Source organism: Coriobacteriaceae bacterium (genome assembly GCA_025992705.1).
Taxonomy (GTDB): Bacteria; Actinomycetota; Coriobacteriia; order Coriobacteriales; family QAMH01; genus QAMH01.
In genome coordinates, this window is sequence record DAJPGJ010000001.1 from 1762832 (window position 1) to 1778806 (window position 15975).

13 protein-coding genes are annotated in these 15975 nt (G+C 56.9%); 4 read left to right on the forward strand and 9 right to left on the reverse strand.

Features of this window, described 5'->3' with window-relative positions:
- Positions 1 to 2 precede the first annotated feature (2 nt).
- The 6 genes from OIM11_07705 to OIM11_07730 form a co-directional block, all read right to left on the reverse strand.
- Complete coding sequence (locus OIM11_07705; protein ID HJJ01010.1) at positions 3 to 686, reverse strand: glycosyltransferase family 2 protein; 684 nt, start codon at positions 684 to 686, stop codon at positions 3 to 5.
- Between the two features lie 73 nt (positions 687 to 759).
- Positions 760 to 2376 carry a DUF2142 domain-containing protein gene (locus OIM11_07710; protein HJJ01011.1) on the reverse strand — a complete coding sequence of 539 codons (1617 nt, stop codon included), beginning with the start codon at positions 2374 to 2376 and terminating at the stop codon, positions 760 to 762.
- 104 nt (positions 2377 to 2480) lie between these two features.
- On the reverse strand, positions 2481 to 4142 hold the full coding sequence (locus OIM11_07715) for a hypothetical protein (protein HJJ01012.1): 1662 nt from the start codon (positions 4140 to 4142) through the stop codon (positions 2481 to 2483).
- Positions 4143 to 4750: 608 nt separating this feature from the next.
- Positions 4751 to 4924, reverse strand: a complete 174-nt coding sequence (locus OIM11_07720; GenBank protein ID HJJ01013.1) for a hypothetical protein — start codon at positions 4922 to 4924, stop codon at positions 4751 to 4753.
- A 685-nt stretch (positions 4925 to 5609) separates the two neighbouring features.
- Entirely contained in the window at positions 5610 to 6239 is a 630-nt protein-coding gene (locus OIM11_07725) for a hypothetical protein (GenBank protein HJJ01014.1), read from the reverse strand.
- An 84-nt stretch (positions 6240 to 6323) separates the two neighbouring features.
- The gene (locus OIM11_07730; GenBank protein ID HJJ01015.1) at positions 6324 to 6512 is read right to left on the reverse strand and encodes a hypothetical protein; all 189 of its coding nucleotides are present in this window, start codon (positions 6510 to 6512) and stop codon (positions 6324 to 6326) included.
- Positions 6513 to 7033: 521 nt separating this feature from the next.
- Here OIM11_07730 and OIM11_07735 point away from each other — a divergent pair.
- The 4 genes from OIM11_07735 to OIM11_07750 all read left to right on the forward strand — a co-directional run bounded on the left by OIM11_07735 (position 7034) and on the right by OIM11_07750 (position 11765).
- Positions 7034 to 7624 carry a hypothetical protein gene (locus OIM11_07735; protein HJJ01016.1) on the forward strand — a complete coding sequence of 197 codons (591 nt, stop codon included), beginning with the start codon at positions 7034 to 7036 and terminating at the stop codon, positions 7622 to 7624.
- Positions 7625 to 7864: 240 nt separating this feature from the next.
- A complete protein-coding gene (locus OIM11_07740) occupies positions 7865 to 8254 on the forward strand; it encodes an N-acetylmuramoyl-L-alanine amidase (protein HJJ01017.1) in 390 nt (129 codons plus the stop codon).
- 33 nt (positions 8255 to 8287) lie between these two features.
- On the forward strand, positions 8288 to 8875 hold the full coding sequence (locus OIM11_07745; GenBank protein HJJ01018.1) for a hypothetical protein: 588 nt from the start codon (positions 8288 to 8290) through the stop codon (positions 8873 to 8875).
- Between the two features lie 112 nt (positions 8876 to 8987).
- Positions 8988 to 11765 (forward strand): CotH kinase family protein, encoded by a 2778-nt coding sequence (locus tag OIM11_07750; protein ID HJJ01019.1) that lies wholly within the window; start codon positions 8988 to 8990, stop codon positions 11763 to 11765.
- A 30-nt stretch (positions 11766 to 11795) separates the two neighbouring features.
- Here OIM11_07750 and OIM11_07755 read toward each other — a convergent pair whose 3' ends face one another.
- From OIM11_07755 to OIM11_07765, 3 genes are read right to left on the reverse strand one after another with little or no spacing between them, the layout of a single operon-like run.
- On the reverse strand, positions 11796 to 13064 hold the full coding sequence (locus OIM11_07755) for a hypothetical protein (protein HJJ01020.1): 1269 nt from the start codon (positions 13062 to 13064) through the stop codon (positions 11796 to 11798).
- Between the two features lie 9 nt (positions 13065 to 13073).
- Complete coding sequence (locus OIM11_07760; protein HJJ01021.1) at positions 13074 to 14432, reverse strand: glucosaminidase domain-containing protein; 1359 nt, start codon at positions 14430 to 14432, stop codon at positions 13074 to 13076.
- A 53-nt stretch (positions 14433 to 14485) separates the two neighbouring features.
- Positions 14486 to 15808, reverse strand: coding sequence for a hypothetical protein (locus OIM11_07765; GenBank protein HJJ01022.1), 1323 nt, complete (start codon positions 15806 to 15808; stop codon positions 14486 to 14488).
- Positions 15809 to 15975 lie beyond the last annotated feature (167 nt).

Below are 15975 nucleotides of genomic sequence, written 5' to 3' on the forward strand. Positions count from 1 at the left end.
CCTTATCTGAAGAACTGTATGAGAAGAACGGACAACGCCATACGCGCCATATACGATGTCGAGGTCCTGAAATTCAGGTAGCTCTCCCCCGCAATGCGCTCGTCCATGGAGACTTGGACCTCGGCAACGCGAGCACCTTTCTTCCTGATGAGATAGGCAAGGGTGTCGGGCTCGGGTCCGAGGTTGGGACCGTAAGCTAGCTCTCTTATCATGCGGCGGTTGTAGGCGCGCATGCCCGAAGTCGGGTCGCTGATTTTCATGCCCGTCGTGAGTTTAATCATCGCCTCGATAAGATTGTTGCCGAACATGCGCATGCTCTTGGGCTTGGGAGCATCCACAAAGCGCGAACCGATCACAATGTCGTTGTCGGCCAAAGCGGCGACCATGGGAGCAACGTACTCGGGGCGATGTTGACCGTCGGCGTCAAACTGAATCGCACAGTCATAGCCATGCTTATCCGCATACTTGAGGCCAGCCTGGAAAGCGCCGGCAAGACCAAGGTTGATGGGAAGGTCGAGAAAGCGAAAATCATGCTCACGACAGATGCTTGCCGTACCGTCCTTCGATCCATCATTTACAACGACATAGTCATACTGGGGATAATCGGACTCGAGCGTGCCGACAACACGTGCAATGTTATCTTCCTCGTTGTAAGCGGGAATTATGAGCAAGACCTCTGAATGCACGTGAATCCATTTCTCGTCTTAGAACGCCCGGGTAACGCCACGGAGCGCAAGCGTCAAAACACTAAATAGCAAATTACCCTGTCAGCGCTCTAAAAGCAATATAGGCCAAATACATGAAACTGATTCCCGAAAGCGTCATCACGAGTGGCATGGCCAGACGCGCCTTGACTTGGATGCATTTTGAACGCAACGCAAGCAGCAACAAGATGATGACGGGAATGAGATAACGACCCTGCACGCCTTGAATAACCGTATCGGTGTTTAGGGTCCAGTCAATCGCCAGCGCGAGCATAGTGGCCAGCAAAGTGATGACAAACAGGAACGCGCAGACGATACGCTGCGAAACCGGCAGGCATTCGTCATCGTCTTCGGCACGGACGCTCGAAGCGAACAGGAGGAAGACGAGGAAATACGATGCCCACATGGGAAGCGCGACACGCCCCTCGAGCCATCCGGGCACGCCGCCCACGAGCTCGGGCAGGTAATTACTCGTATTGACGAGCAGGGTATTGGCAAAGAGCAAGTAAGTCGCCCTTGGATCGCTCAGCAAACCGCCGAGCGTATAGCATTCCGCACCTTCGTACTCGGGAGACTTGCCCCCCGTACTTCCACCTGACAGATAGGGAAGCAACGCCGCAAAACGCGATGCGATCACGAAAAGAATCGGGAGGCCAAGCACGCAGAGCTTAAACATGACGCACGATGCCCGCGAGTTAAAACGGCGTGCCGGCACAAAGAGCACGAGGAAGTTGATGGTCATGTACACGACCTTGCAGGGAGCCAGAATCGATGCCACCGCAACAGTGCCTATGCACAGGCCCTTCGAAACCTTCTCCTCCCCTCCTCGCATCGCTCTGAGTAGCAGAGCCGTGAGAAGAAACGCCATGCCGATAATGGGCCCATCATATGAGTACGATCCGAGAATATGCAGGGTCATGGGCATAAGCGATGCTGCCATGAACATGTTCTTGCCAATGGGCGTGAGCCTCACGGCAAGGATGATGAGTATCGCTGCATAGAGCATGTTGAACAAGCGCCCGAGGAAGAACATGGGCACCGCACCAAGCCCAATGAGCTTCGCGAACATGATGCCAAGTGCTGCTGGAATCTTGAGTTGGGGAAGCGGCAAGTTCGTTACGACGCCAACGGGGTCATCGTCATATAGCTTGCTGTGGGTGAGCCAGTATTCATGAACAGGCGAGTTATCCGAACTGAAAATCTCGAGTTCGTCATTCGTAACCCTCCAATGCTCCGCCGTGATGAGCTTGTTTACCACCTTCTCATCGTGGATCAACTCCGCATCGCTCGCACGCATGAGGTCTGCATCTTGGAAGGTCAGAATATTCGAGTACGCATAGGTCGTCCTGAAGTGGTAGATACCATCGGGCACGGAGCCGGGCGGAAAAAAGAGCGAGAACGCCACGCCGCAGATAATGAGCACGACGGGAAAGACCTTGCGACATACTGCATCGACCGTCTGGGGAAGCACCCGACGCCATGCCCAAAGGCCAATGACGACAAGCACGGCCAAGAGCGTGCAGACGATAATCCGCGCGGAATGCACGTAGAGATAGAAGGTGACACCCTGGACAAGAAAAGCGACGAGAAGGGCGAGCGCAAGGGCATCGAACCTTCCAAAGCCCTTTTCGGTCACGAATCGCTTTATCTCGTGCGCACCTCGCATGCCCATCCAGCGTTCCTATTCCATTCCATCTAAAGCTGTTATCTCGTACAGGCGCATGTCGCCTTCGCTCAGGACCGGCCTGAAGCCGGGCGTATCGTCCATTATAGCCGTCAATCCCGTCCAGAGGGTTCCGTCATAAGATGGCGGCTTGGGTTGGTTCCTAAAGGTTTTGCCCTGGTCGAGGAGAAGCACGTAATGTGCTCCAACCTTTTCGAAAGCATCGCGCACTCTCGTATTCGTCGATGCCCAGGCCCCATATTTGCGAATAATCTTGCTCTCGCGCGTTTCAACCGGACGTGAGCCGGACCTTGAATCGCGACCACCATCATAGAAGCGATAATCGCGATAATAGGTGCGCAGCCCATCCGTCGCATAGGCAAAGACCGAGCCATCATCGGGCATGTTGAGTATGAGCTCTCCCTCGGGGACAATGCGCGCGACTCAAGCTTGATGTGATGACTGGGAATCTCGTTATGGTTGGCGCCGTAGTATTCTTCCTGGATCTTGCCGAGAGCAGTCTCGACCTTGGCATCTCCGATGGAGAACGTCGGGAGATAGAGCACGATGCAGAGCAACGCCAAAAGAACGCCTATGCAAAACCGCTTGGCTACCGTACCCGCCGGAATGTGGTCATACACCCAACGCGCGATCCAGGAGAGACCGAGCGTTGCCAAGGGTATGCCCACCAAGGCAAGGCAGGCGACGATACGATACGAATCCGCATACCAAAATCCCGCAAAGAAGTGACGTGCGAAACCACCGTTCGAAACGCATACGACATAGATCACGCAGAAGATGAGATAGGCGACGGTAATCCATAGATACTCGCGATGACGCAACGTGTAGATGATGCCAACAATCACAAGGATCGCGAGCGGATACTGCGGCGCAAACCACCCGAACGCCATCGTGATGATGTTCCAGATTCCCTGGCCAACCGTATTCGTCGGGACCCACTCCCCATTGAAGACAAGCGAGTGCATGAAGGGCGCAAACACAAGCCCCGCCCATACGACAAGCACGAAGACGGCAAAGGTAACAGCACAGATTTTGTTGGGAAGCGCACGTTTGCCTAAATGCACGGGACCGTCATGCGACCACAGGCGATATACGCAATACGGGGCAAGAAAGATAATGCAGAAGAATATGGAACTCGTCTGTGCGACGACGAGCACGAGCGTGCCCAGAAGAAAGGCGAAGATATCAACAGCCTTGATCGTATGCGTCACGAGCGAGTCAACGATACGCACGAACAGCGCGGCGACCATGGGAATAAGGGCAAAGCCAAACGCATTTGCGTACAAGGGACCCCAGTAGAGGATGAGCCAGGGAAACCCGATAAAGGCCAGCGCACAGACCGCCCCGAGGCGCACGGCGCCACGATCTTGCAAGATAGTTGCGAGCAAAAGCATGACGCCTGCCGGAAACAGCACACTCGCGACCACATAGTTCACGGCATTGAGGGCGACGGCAACGGGACAGGCAAGCACATTCACGATGAGCGCGCACATGAGATGCCAGAGCGCCGGATAGAAGCCAGCGCCCGGCAACGGTGCGATAACCTGGTCTTCTGGCGTCATATATTTGGAGACATCCAGAACGGACCATGCACCCGAATCGGCAAAGGCCCGAATCGTCTCCATGTGAAAGGCGTTGTCATATTCCTGCGAGAAGGCATCGGGCGATCCAAGTGGCGTGACGTATATGTATACACCGATGATGAGACCTGCAGCGACATAGAGACCGAGCGTCTTCCAGTCAAGGACGCTCACGTGATCATCAGAATGGCCTTCCCCGCGTTTGCGCACAAAAACAAACGACGAGAGGAACGGCACAGATTACGAGCACAGGGAGCGCGACGCTTGCCCATGAGCAGAAGACACCGAATTTGGGCAAGACGATGCCAAGAACGCAGTAGCCCGCAACACTTGCGAGCGGGGCAACAAGCAACGAGCGCAATCGGCTCATGCCCCAAACCCCTGAAGAGCAAAAAGCCCGGCAGACAAAACGCGAGCACGCATATAAGAACGGCTATGCAGAAGGTCAACCACACGGAGCGGCTCCCCTATCGCCCGAGTTTGAAGTTCGGATCTACACTGACTGCAGGCAGGATTGTAGACGGGATCACCACAGGCAAAGTACTGCGGCCAAACGCTGACGCATGATACCCGCCTCAAGCTCGGTTTGGATGGCGCGCTGGCTCGTTGACGCGGTCGCGTCCCGCGAAGCAAACTCGAGATGATAGAGCTCAGCATAGGCGTGAAGACGCAGCGCAACCCTCGTTCGCGCAGTTTCCAGCAAAAGTCGATATCGTTGTAGGTCACGGCGAGTTCCTCGGTAAAGCCGCCAACCGCATCGAAGTCACCTACGCCACGCACCATCAGACAGCGCCGAGGACGGCCGAGTATTCACGCGGGTGCACGAGACTGCCCAGATAGCCCTGGTCGCACTCCGGCGCACGATTCTGGTTCATGAAGCCCAGGCAGCCGCTCATCATGAGCGCAATGCCCGCATTCTGCACGAGACCATCCGGATAGCGCAGCATCGGACCCACGACACCCCACCTCCGGGCGCTCGAAGTATCCTGCCATGATATCGAGGAAACCATCAGTGATTACCATCGTGTCGTTGTTGAGGATGAGCACGAGCCTGCCGCTCGATTGGCTCACGCCATAATTGACGATCTTGGAGAAGTTAAATGCGCCCTCGTACGTGACAACCTTCACCGCGTGCGTCACGTTTCGCAAGCTCTTCATAGAATGCGAAGGTCTCGGGTTGCGTGCTGTTGTTCTCGACGAGGACGATCTCGAAGGGCATCATAGCCCGCCTTCTCGAGAATGGAGCTGACGCAATCATCGAGCATGGGGGCGTGATCTTTCGTCGGAATGATGATGCTCACGAGCTTTTGAGGCTCGGGGCGTCTCGTAGATGACCCTGTTATAGGCATCGTCTCGTGTGATGTGCGCGCTTATGTTTCGAGCATGCAAGCGCTCCACAAGCAGACCCCGGATCACCCTCGAGCGTGCGCAAATCGCTCTTCTCTGGTCACGTCGAATGACATAGGACCCGCGGCACATGAGCAATCGCGCCTTGTCGAACGCACAGTTCGAGTGCCGCCCGCGTATATCAACTGCTCGGCAGTTTTGATGTTCGACAGGGCAAGTTCGCCAAAAACGCTCGATCGCATCAATGCACATGAACCGATATAGTTTCCCGCGTAAAGCGCATCAATGTCGATATCAGGCTTGAGGCGCAGGGTTTCGATAGACCGCGAGGGTCCTATCGACCTGGTCATCATCTGCATATGCCAGCAATGCGTCGCCATCTTCACGCAGGCAAAGCGCAAGCTCATAGAGCGCATTGGGTTCAAGAATGTCATGCTGGTCCATAACGAGCAGGTAGTCCGTCCCAAGCAGGCCTATTGCCTGGCCTGCATCTTGGACAACCTCGACCGACCCGTAATCCTGCAGCGCCGAACGCACGCGCGTCTTTGCCCGCTTTGCCCCCGCGCCCATAAGGCAAAGACCCCACACGGGGACGCTTTGCTCTTCAAGGGCGGCCAGGCTTTGCTCAAGCGCCGACGTGTCGATTCTGTCAATGACCATGAGCACGCCAAACTGACCAATCGCGACTCGTGGCACGCTGCGCGGACAGTTGGAATACCTGGCGCGATGGCGCAAGAGCCAGTGCGAGTAGGTGGGGTCAGCATCTGCGCTCGCCATCCGTTCCCGAGTCCTGCGAGCTTCCTCTGCACGCATGGGAGCATCGACGACGAGCAGACCCGGCTGGCAACCCGGGTTCGCGAGAATCCTGCGCGAAAACGAAAGATTCCGGATCGTCACAAGCCACACGCATTGACAGGGAAACATGACGCTTCCCCCATCGTTTCCCCAGGCCGTCCTCCATGAACGATAATCTGGGAACATGATCCTTGCGCGAGCATGAAATCGGTATCAATCGCATCGTCGAGGCGAGCCATAGGGAAAGACAAGGTCAAGGCGCATGATCTGCTCATCAGCCGATGCGGAAAAGACGTCAACGAGCTCTATCAGGATACCGGTGCTCCAATAGAGCTGGTCGATATCACGCATGCGCGTGGCAAGGGATTTCCTGATGCGGTAGGCAAGGGCGTGACTGCCCATTTCATGTCAGCGTAGCTAAATCGATAGTCGTAGATTTGTCGCCCTGTAGCCCTATCGATTACCGTAACTCGCTGATCCTCATCCGTTTTGTGAGGAAAGACCGCAACCCAACGTCTAGGCTCGGCACCCAGGACTTTCTCGAGCGGGTAGACGGAACGGGAGCTCGAGCCCGCCGCAGGAAAATATCGCTCCCGGAACGATGTGAGGGCTATCTTCATCCAGCTCGAATGCCAGATAGCAGTACAAATCCCCCCCGGCACATCGCGAGTGGTTTATCTGTCAATGCAAGCCCCTTAATACATCCCGTACCGAACATGCCGAATCATAACCAGTATAGGGTGAACGGTCATGGTTTGTGAATTTTAGGTTGGATTCTCCGTAGCCCGCAGAATGCGCGTTACACTTGCCATCACTCTGAAAACTATCTACGAACGGCACATTTCAGGGGTGAACGAAAAACATGAAGACACTATCCACGAAACCTTTCGCACGCATCCGCCATTGCCGCGTTCTTCTGCACCATGCTCTTTGGTACGGGAGTCGCGTTTGCAGATGAGCAGGTTGCGGCTACCGGCTTACCGACAACAGATACCATCGCTGTCCAACAAGATGAATCTGCCACCTCAATCGATGTACAAGCCGAAGACGCCCCTGTTATCACGGTCGAGCGCCACCTCGAAGATGCAGCTGACCCCGTCGGCATCGAAAGCGAGCCCGTCGAAGAGCCCCTGCTTGCCGCGGGCACGCTCGAGACCGTCGACATGCACCGCCTCTACAACCCCAACTCCGGCGAGCACTTCTACACGGGCAGCTGGGAGGAAACGCGCGAATCTCGTAGAAGTCGGCTGGCAATACGAGGGCGTGGTTGGGTCGCTCCCGACTTCTCGCGTTCGCCCGTCTTTCGCCTCTACAACCCCAACGCGGGCGACCATCATTACACGCTGTCCGCTTTCGAGCGCGATGAGCTTGTCGATGCGGGATGGAACGACGAGGGCATCGGTTGGTATTCGGATGACACCCAGCGCATTCGCCGTGCTACGTCAGTACAATCCCAACGCCAAGACCGGCTCACACAACTTCACCCACTTCGGAGGATGAAGACGAGGCGCTAGTCGAAGCAGGCTGGGAAGCCGAGGGCGTGGGCTGGTACGCCGTTTCCGAGGGCAACACCGCGGTGGCAGCCAGCTACATTTACCTTGACGCTGCCACGGCAAGGGGCAGCTCCACAAAGGACGTCTAACGACTCCGGCGCATGCGGCAAACGGATACGAGGAGGCAAAACTCACCGCCGAGCTCGTGACTCTCACCGCAAATACGCCCGCGAGCTTTACGGTCTCAAGGTCTACTCCAACGTGGGCACAAACGTCGAGTACTGGAATCGCCAGGAAGACGCGCTTGATCGCGGATGCACCTCGCTTGTCTCCATCCACTTCAACGCGAGCGATAGCGGCGGCACCGGTTGCGAGAGCTACATCCACAGCAGGAACGCTGCCCCCGGCGCAACCAAGCTGCAATCCATCATGCACGAGTACATGCTGGAGGGCACGGGGCTACGCGACCGAGGGAAGAAGAGCGCGGCACTTGCCGTCTGCAGCGGCAAGGGCACGGACATCCCCGGCACCTTGCTCGAGATTTGCTTCATCGACAACTCCTACGACATGAAGAAATACCAGGAGCGCAAGGACATCATCGCCCGCGAGCTTGCCGCCGGCCTATATGAGGCGGCAAAGGACGGCTTCTAGACCCCACGGGTACACCGAGGAAAGTGAGCTGACATGAAACGATTTCGCACCACGCTCGTCATCACGATTTGCTGCATAGGCATCTTCGCGCTCGCGCTCTTGGTGTGTGGATGCATGCAGAGCGGCACGACCACGTCGAGCAATAGCGCCACCACCAGCTCATCCACGGCCTCGAGCAGCGCCTCGAGTTCATCTGTCGCCAGCTCGGACCTCCCCGTCATCGGTGCCGGCGATACGACCGTGCAGGTGAAGAACGAGACGGGCAGCGACATCATCGGCCTGCGCATCAAGCCAGCAGGTGATACGAGTTACACGGCAGAGAACAGCTTTGACGGATTCGTCTTCGAGAACGGCAGCAGCGTCGATCTCTCGTTCACGAAACAAGCTGGCGCACAACGCTATGACGTGGTTCTTCTCACCGCGGAGGACAGCAAGATCGCCGTACGCGATATCGACCTCGTGGACACCAAGGATATCGTGTTCCACTTCGAGGAGGGCATCGGATTCATCACCTACACCGATGCCGCAACCGGCGAATCCTTCGACAACCGCGCCGAAGCCATAGATGCCGAGGAAGACGCGCCCGCCGTTCCCCATGACCTGGAAACCCAGAAAGGCTAGCGCCGCTCCCGAACAGCTGTGTGCTACTCGCTCGATGGTTACCAAACGGTTCTGGCGCAACGTAGACAGCGCGCTAGAATGGCCTCACATCGATTGAAACGCGAGGATTCCCATGCGCTTGAAGCTGTTTTCGGCGGCCTTTGCCGCCGCTTTTGTTCTCATTACAGCCCCTGCTTACGCCGATGTCATTGGTACCGACCAGGACGCGCTCGCACCGGACAATGAGACTGCGTTTGCGGCATATGGCGAACCCGCAATTGAAACAGCCCGCGATGAGGTGGCGGACGATGCGGCCACCGCAAACCCGAACGACAAAGACGACGGCAAGGTTACGGCAAAATCCAGCGATCCCGCAAAGGATGCACCCGAAACCGTCGAGGGCAACCAGGCGGAAACGAGCACGACCGAGACGGTGACCGAAACCGTCGCCATCGACAAGCATGACATGCATCGTCTGTACAACCCCAACTCAGGCGAGCACTTCTACACCGCCAGCGAGGTCGAGCGCGACCATTTGATAGGTGTCGGTTGGAGCTACGAGGGTATCGGCTGGATGGCACCCGCCACCAGCGATGAACCCGTCTTTCGCCTCTACAACCCCAACGCGGGCGATCACCACTACACGCTTTCCGCCCACGAGCGTGATTTCCTTGTAGGCGTCGGCTGGAATGACGAGGGCATCGGCTGGTACTCCGCCCTGGGTTCCGAGGGTATTCCCGTTCACAGGCAATACAACCCCAACGCCATCGCAGGTGCCCACAACTTTACGACGAGCGACCACGAAAACGCATCGCTCATCAACGCGGGCTGGAACGGCGAGGGCGTCGCCTGGTACGCGCTTGCGTCTGACACCAAGACCGTCGAGACGACAAAGCCCAACGTAATCGAAAAGGCTCCGTACATCACCGCCACCTTCACAGCTGCCAATGGGACCGTCCCCGAGACGATCGTCTCGTACGCCAAGGGCAAGGAGACCTACCTCTTCCTCCCCTCCTATGCACCTCTCGACAACCTCTACCTGAGCGCCTATATGAGCAAGGCCAAGCAGGTCAACCTGTACCTTGGCAACGAGGACTTCTCCATAATCAACCCCGAGCACGGAATCAACTTGCTGAGTCTGGGACCAGGCAAGAACCCTGACGGCTCGCTTTCGTTCAAGTTCAAGACCAGCAATACCGCAACGCCCTTCGCGCTTACGGTCATGCGCTCCGAAAACGTTCCCGCAATCTACATCAACAGCAACGACATCTCCTCGCAGGGCCGCGACTTCATCGAAGCGAGCCCGGACCACAGTGCCAAGGCCAGCGTTGCCGTGCACATGGTCGATTCAGATGGCAGCGTCATCTACGACAAGGACGCCTTCGGCGACAAGAAGACGCTTTCTTCCATCAAGGGACGCGGCAACTCAACCTGGGGCAATGGCGTCAAGAAGCCATACCAGATCTCGCTTAGCTCCAAGGCGGACCTCATCGGCACGGACGCCCCTGCCAAGAAATGGATCCTCCTGGCCAATAGCGCTGACGCGACCCTGCTGCACAGCAGCATCGCCTTTAACCTCGCCGCCGAACTTGGCTTGGCGACGGTCGACGTACGTCCCATCGACCTCTACTACGATGGCGAATACCGCGGCAGCTACCTCCTTGCCGAGAAGATCGAAATCAAGCCCGGACGCGTGGACATCTTCGACCTGGAAGAGGCCATAGAGAATGCCAACCCCGGCACCGACCTTGACGTGCTGCCCACCAAGACGGCAACGAACAAGTACGGCAACGAGTTCCAGTACGTCGTGGGCGTCAAGGATCCCTCCAACATCGAGGGAGGCTATCTGCTCGAGCTTGACAATGGATACTACGCTGCGGAGAAATGCTGGTTCACGGCCATCTGGCCCGGAGATGGAGCCGTCGCCCACTTCGTGCTCAAAAGCCCGGAATATGCGTCGAAAAACGCCGTTGCCTACATCAGCGAGGCAATCCAGGAGGCGCTCGACAACCTCTATGCCGACAAGCTTGCCGATGGCTCCGCACTCTCCGACGGCAGCTTTGCCTTCGATCTTGATTCCTTCGCAAAGATGTACCTGCTCGAGGAATTTCTCAAGAACAACGACACCTACACGAGCTCGACCTATTTCTACCTGGACAAGGACAGCAAGGTCGTTCAATCCGGCCCGGTATGGGACTTCGACGCAGGTATGGGCACGCGCATCGACGCACACGACTCCATCCAGAGCAGCTACTGGGGTTACTACCTCACCTTGCATAACACCATCATGAGCAACCAGGTCAAGAAGCGCATTCAGGAGATATACGAAGACACGTTCCGCGATCTTGTGCAGAAGGTCGTGCTTGGCGACGAGAATGCAGTGGGCCCGGCAGGCAAGCTCCATTCCATAAGCAGCTACGCCAAGACCATTGCCGCCTCGCAGCGCATGAACGAGATTCCCTTCGGCGTCACCTCGTTCACCTTCCAGGCCGAGCCCTTCGAGACCTGGGAGCTCAACGTCGAGTTCTTCCAAAAATGGCTCGGATGGCGTTTGGATTGGTTTGACGAGAACGTCAGGCTGCTCGGCAGCGCGACTCTTGGTCAGCAGGCGCGCACGACCCGTTGGTACAACGGGTTCGATTATGGCTACGTGTTCGACTACCAATACTATCTCGAGCAAAACCCCGAGCTCAGAAAGCTCGGAATCACCACCTCGGGCAGGGCATTGGAGCACTTTGCCACGATTGGCATTCACGACGAGAAGTACAGCGGGAAAACGGCGCGCAACTTTGACGTGCGGGCCTACATGAACAACAACCCAGAGCTCAAAGAGAAGTTTGGCGATGACCTTGCCGCCTATTACAAGCATTACTGCACGGAAGGGTTCAAAAAAGGCCTTGTCTGTTGGTAATGGTGCCTAGGACGGGTGACAGCGCCGCGTCTACTCGCCAGGTGCCGTCGAGCGCTTTTTCGCGTCAAACAGCATGCATCCGAGAAAGAACAGAATCGACGCGCCGTATGCGAGCATGATGGCGAAGCTCACGCCGTTCATCTCGAACGCATGAATCATGGGGTACATGCTCATGAGAATGAGCACGAACGAGATGGCGTAACCGGCAAGATTCTCCCGATTGCGACGCATCGTGATGAGCACGTCACCCAAGAACCAAACGTAGGCGGTCATGACCGTGCAGAGCACGAGTGGCACGATCAGGTACGCATAGGGTGCGATGCTCGAGCCAAAGATGAGCACGAGCACGGGCTCGCCCACGAGCGCGAAGAGCAATCCGAAGACGAGCGCAAGCGCGAAGATGGCTATCGAGACCTTGAAGACAAGTCTCAGGAAACCACGCATGTCGCCTGCCTTGAGGTACTCGGCGAAACGCGTCAGGAGCGGTGCATAGATATATTGCGCGCACATCTGCACGATGAGCACGGGCGCAGCAACCGAGGAGTAGATGCCCAGGAACCACTCCCCCATCACGTCGTTGAGCGCCTGTCGCGGAATGGCGGGGACGGCCCAGCAGAAAAAGGACGCCACGACGAGTGGCAGGCATTTCACGAAGAGCGTGCGTATCGCCACGAAGTCGAAAGCCGGCTTAAACGGCTTGTGCGTGACCTTCAGGAAGGCCGTACCATCGAAGAGCGCGATGACGAGATAGGTGCTCACCGTCATGAGAATGAGCGCAATGTCGAGAGAGTTGAAGAACACCATGCCTGCGATGAAGGCGACAAGCAAGAGAATGCCACGCAGGATGAACGAGATGCCAATGACGTCCATGCGCGACTCGCGTTGCTCCTCGCCATGCAGAACATCCACGAACACGGGGCCGAGCGAGAAGAAGCCGTACAGGATGACCGTCAACCACGCGCTGGTTGGGCAGGTCAAGAAGCAGTAAACGAACATGACGCCGATGGCCAGGGCAACCGTGATGATCCTGAAGCCAAGGTACTGCGCAAAGGTGAATTCCTCGTCCAGATCGGAGACTTGGTAGGTGCGAATCTTGTAATAGCCGATGGGCGAGAAGATGTTCGAAACGGCCATGCCGAGAGCAAGTAAGCCCGCAGCATCATAGCCCGTTGACAAGCGCACGACGAGAACCGTGATCAGCCACTGCGCCGCCATGTAGACAAGCGAGCCCGCGGCGTTCCAAATCATGTTCGCGCGAATCGAAAGCGATTTGTCAGCACCTATATTCATCGAATGCATAGACTAGGGCTAGATGCCGTACCAGGCAATCCCCTCGTCAAGCCAACCGAGCGAGATGTTGTGATCGAACTCGTACTCGCTGGCCGTGTAGTTGTGGTTGTTTGCGTAGGCATTGGGATTGTACTGACGATACAGCGGGATGCCCTTCGCGTCATCAGAATACCAGCCGATGCCCTCGTCATTCCAACCTTCCTTGACAAGCGCGTCGCGCTCGAAAGCACTCAGGGTGTAGTGATGCTCGCCGCCGATTTCGTTGTAGAGGCGATACACGGGCGATTTGCTCGTCTTGGGCGAATTCCAGCCAACGCCCTCATAGGTCCAACCTGCGGAATCAAGGGTCTCGCGCTCGACGATGCTCGAAGTGTAGAAGTGCTCGCCGGAATTGGGGTTATACATGCGGAACATGGCGCGGGTATTGGTGTCGGGAACGCTCCACCCCTTATAGAGGGGAAGAATGTAGTTGTAGGTGGGATCGAATCCAGCATGGGTATAGGCCTGGTCCATGAGCTTGGCAATCTGCTCGTGCCACGGCGTATCATTGGATGGCAGCGTGCAGTACTGATGCCAGCAGGTGCCCTTGGCGTCTGCCTGCGCATAATCCCACTTCATGGCATAAAGCGTGGGCTGCGCGTATTGTTTGGCGTAAATGTAATGTTCGTAAATCCACTGAGCGCCCCCGAGTACAGCAGAAGTAGGCGTTGTCCAGCCCTGATTAACCGCCATGCTCAGGCCAGCGCTATCGGCAACACCGTCGTAGGCACCTATGCCGAAGAAATTATAGTAGATGGTCCCCTGATGATCCTGGCCCATGGCAAGAGTAGAGGTGCCCCAACCAGTTTCGAGAATCGCATGAGCCACGAGATACGCTGCGCTGATATGGTATGTCTGTTCTGCCTGAACAAAGGCCGAACCCATGCCGACAAGCTTGCCTTGACGTCCCTTGGCCGTCGAGAGAATGAAGGCATCAATTTGAGCAGCAGTTAGTCCAGAGGATGTCCTGAGATCTGCGAAAACGGTGAGGTCGCAGTTGTTGGGATCAAGAGCAGCCTGAAAGCGGGCATAGGAATTACCATATTGGTCATTGGCCATGCACATCCGAATCATCTGATCCAAGGTAATGCCAAGGTTGACGATATTCGAACCGCCCTGAGCCTGGGCAATCATATCTCCATCGGCAAACCCACCCTCACCTTGGGCATAGAGCGCGTCATCGTCGACATGCTCGTACGCCCGCGGGTCAGCGCGAAGCGGCCCTTCCACCCGCTCGGCAAATGCGCTTTGCACGAACAGGGCCGGAAGAGCCGCTATCAGAAGTGCTGTTACGAGCAGTAGGCGAATCGGTAGAAAGACGATGCTGCGTTTGGTCATGGTTGGTGCCTTCCCGTCTGAATGTCTACTGCATCAAATATGGAATCGCCGGGTTACTTGTCGCTTTCGTCAGCGCCGCCTTCAGCAGCAGCGTACCAGGCAATGCCCTCATCCTGCCAGCCAAGCGAGATGTTGTGATCGAACTCGTACTGGCTCGTGGTGTAGTTGTGGTTGTTGGCATATGCGTTGGGGTTGTACTGACGCAGAACCTTGACGGTCTGGGCCTCGTCGGAGTACCAACCGATGCCCTCGTCGTTCCAGCCTTCCTTGACAAGCGCGTCACGCTCGACAGCGCTCATGGTGAAGTGATGCTCGCCCGCGTTGGGGTTGTACAGACGGAAGACCGGGGCATTGGACTTCTCGGGAGCGTACCAGCCGATGTCCTCGTTCTTCCAACCAACCTCGATCAGATGGTCGCGCTCAACCGTGCTCGCGGTGTAGAAGTGCTCACCGGAGTTGGGGTTGTAGACGCGATACATGGCCTGATGCTCACCGATCTGGAACTGAGCGACCTTGGTGCCCATGAAGTTGCCCGTGCCCTTGATGATGACCGTGGCGGTGCCGACCTGGTCATTGTCGACGTACTCGAGCGTGTAGTCGGTGTCCTCAACGAGCTTGGTGCCGTTGGCCATCGTGATGGTGACCTCGGGCTTGACAGGCTCGCCCATGAAGGTCACGTTCGCGACGGTCGCGGTCGTGGCCTTGTTGATGTCGGCGGGGTCGATGACGATCTCGTAGCTCTGATCGGCGGTGCCGCCACCCTGCCAGACGTAGCCCTTGTTCAGGGTCACCTTGAGATTGTAGGCACCGGCATCGGTCGCGAGGACATTGTCCTTGTCGGTCTCAAGGTCAATCTTCTGCTTGGGAGCCTCGGGCTTGTCGCCCTCAGCCTGCGTGGCAGGGGTATCCGCACCTTCCTCGCCGGTACCGGGCTTGTTCTGATCACCCTCGGCAGGCTTGTTCTCGTCGCCAGGGTTCTGGTCGTCGCCAGGGTTCTGGTCGTCGCCAGGGTTCTGCTCTTCATCGAGCACCAGCTCGACCGTGTAGCCCTTGTTCTGCGGGAGAAGCTTCTGAGCCTCACCCGTATAGGTCAGGTTCTTTGCGGCCGTGGGAACGGCAACCTCGACAGGATCAGTGGGCTCATCGCCCTCGGTGCCGGATCCATCGCCCTCGGTGCCGGAGCCGTTCTCGTCGCCATTGCCCTCATCGGGGTTGGCAGGAGCCTCGGTCCCTGTGTTGTCAGCACCCTCAGAGCCCTCGGCAGCAATTGCCTGCACGGGGACAAGCGCCATGACAAGCGCAAAGCACGCAAGCAGGCTTGCCAGGGTGGCAAGGATGTTCTTGCGCGAACTATGACTCTTTACCATTTCGTTCATGAATCACATCTCCTTCTTCCTGAACTTAACGTCCGCCCAATATAGCACATGAAAATGGCTGCCTTTTTCCTTTCACAAATACGCAACGAGCGGTTACCAAACGGTAATCTCGCAATCATATGTCATGGCTACCATGCGCTTTCCCACTTACGTGCGCAAATACACTC

Bases quoted from the DNA above. Each gene is read 5' to 3' on its own strand.
- OIM11_07710 (HJJ01011.1), bottom strand. From the start codon at position 2,376: ATGGGCATGCGAGGTGCGCACGAGATAAAGCGATTCGTGACCGAAAAG.
- OIM11_07725 (HJJ01014.1), bottom strand. From the start codon at position 6,239: ATGTTTCCCTGTCAATGCGTGTGGCTTGTGACGATCCGGAATCTTTCG.
- OIM11_07730 (HJJ01015.1), bottom strand. From the start codon at position 6,512: ATGGGCAGTCACGCCCTTGCCTACCGCATCAGGAAATCCCTTGCCACG.
- OIM11_07735 (HJJ01016.1), top strand. From the start codon at position 7,034: ATGCTCTTTGGTACGGGAGTCGCGTTTGCAGATGAGCAGGTTGCGGCT.
- OIM11_07745 (HJJ01018.1), top strand. From the start codon at position 8,288: ATGAAACGATTTCGCACCACGCTCGTCATCACGATTTGCTGCATAGGC.
- OIM11_07750 (HJJ01019.1), top strand. From the start codon at position 8,988: ATGCGCTTGAAGCTGTTTTCGGCGGCCTTTGCCGCCGCTTTTGTTCTC.
- OIM11_07755 (HJJ01020.1), bottom strand. From the start codon at position 13,064: ATGCATTCGATGAATATAGGTGCTGACAAATCGCTTTCGATTCGCGCG.
- OIM11_07760 (HJJ01021.1), bottom strand. From the start codon at position 14,432: ATGACCAAACGCAGCATCGTCTTTCTACCGATTCGCCTACTGCTCGTA.
- OIM11_07765 (HJJ01022.1), bottom strand. From the start codon at position 15,808: ATGAACGAAATGGTAAAGAGTCATAGTTCGCGCAAGAACATCCTTGCC.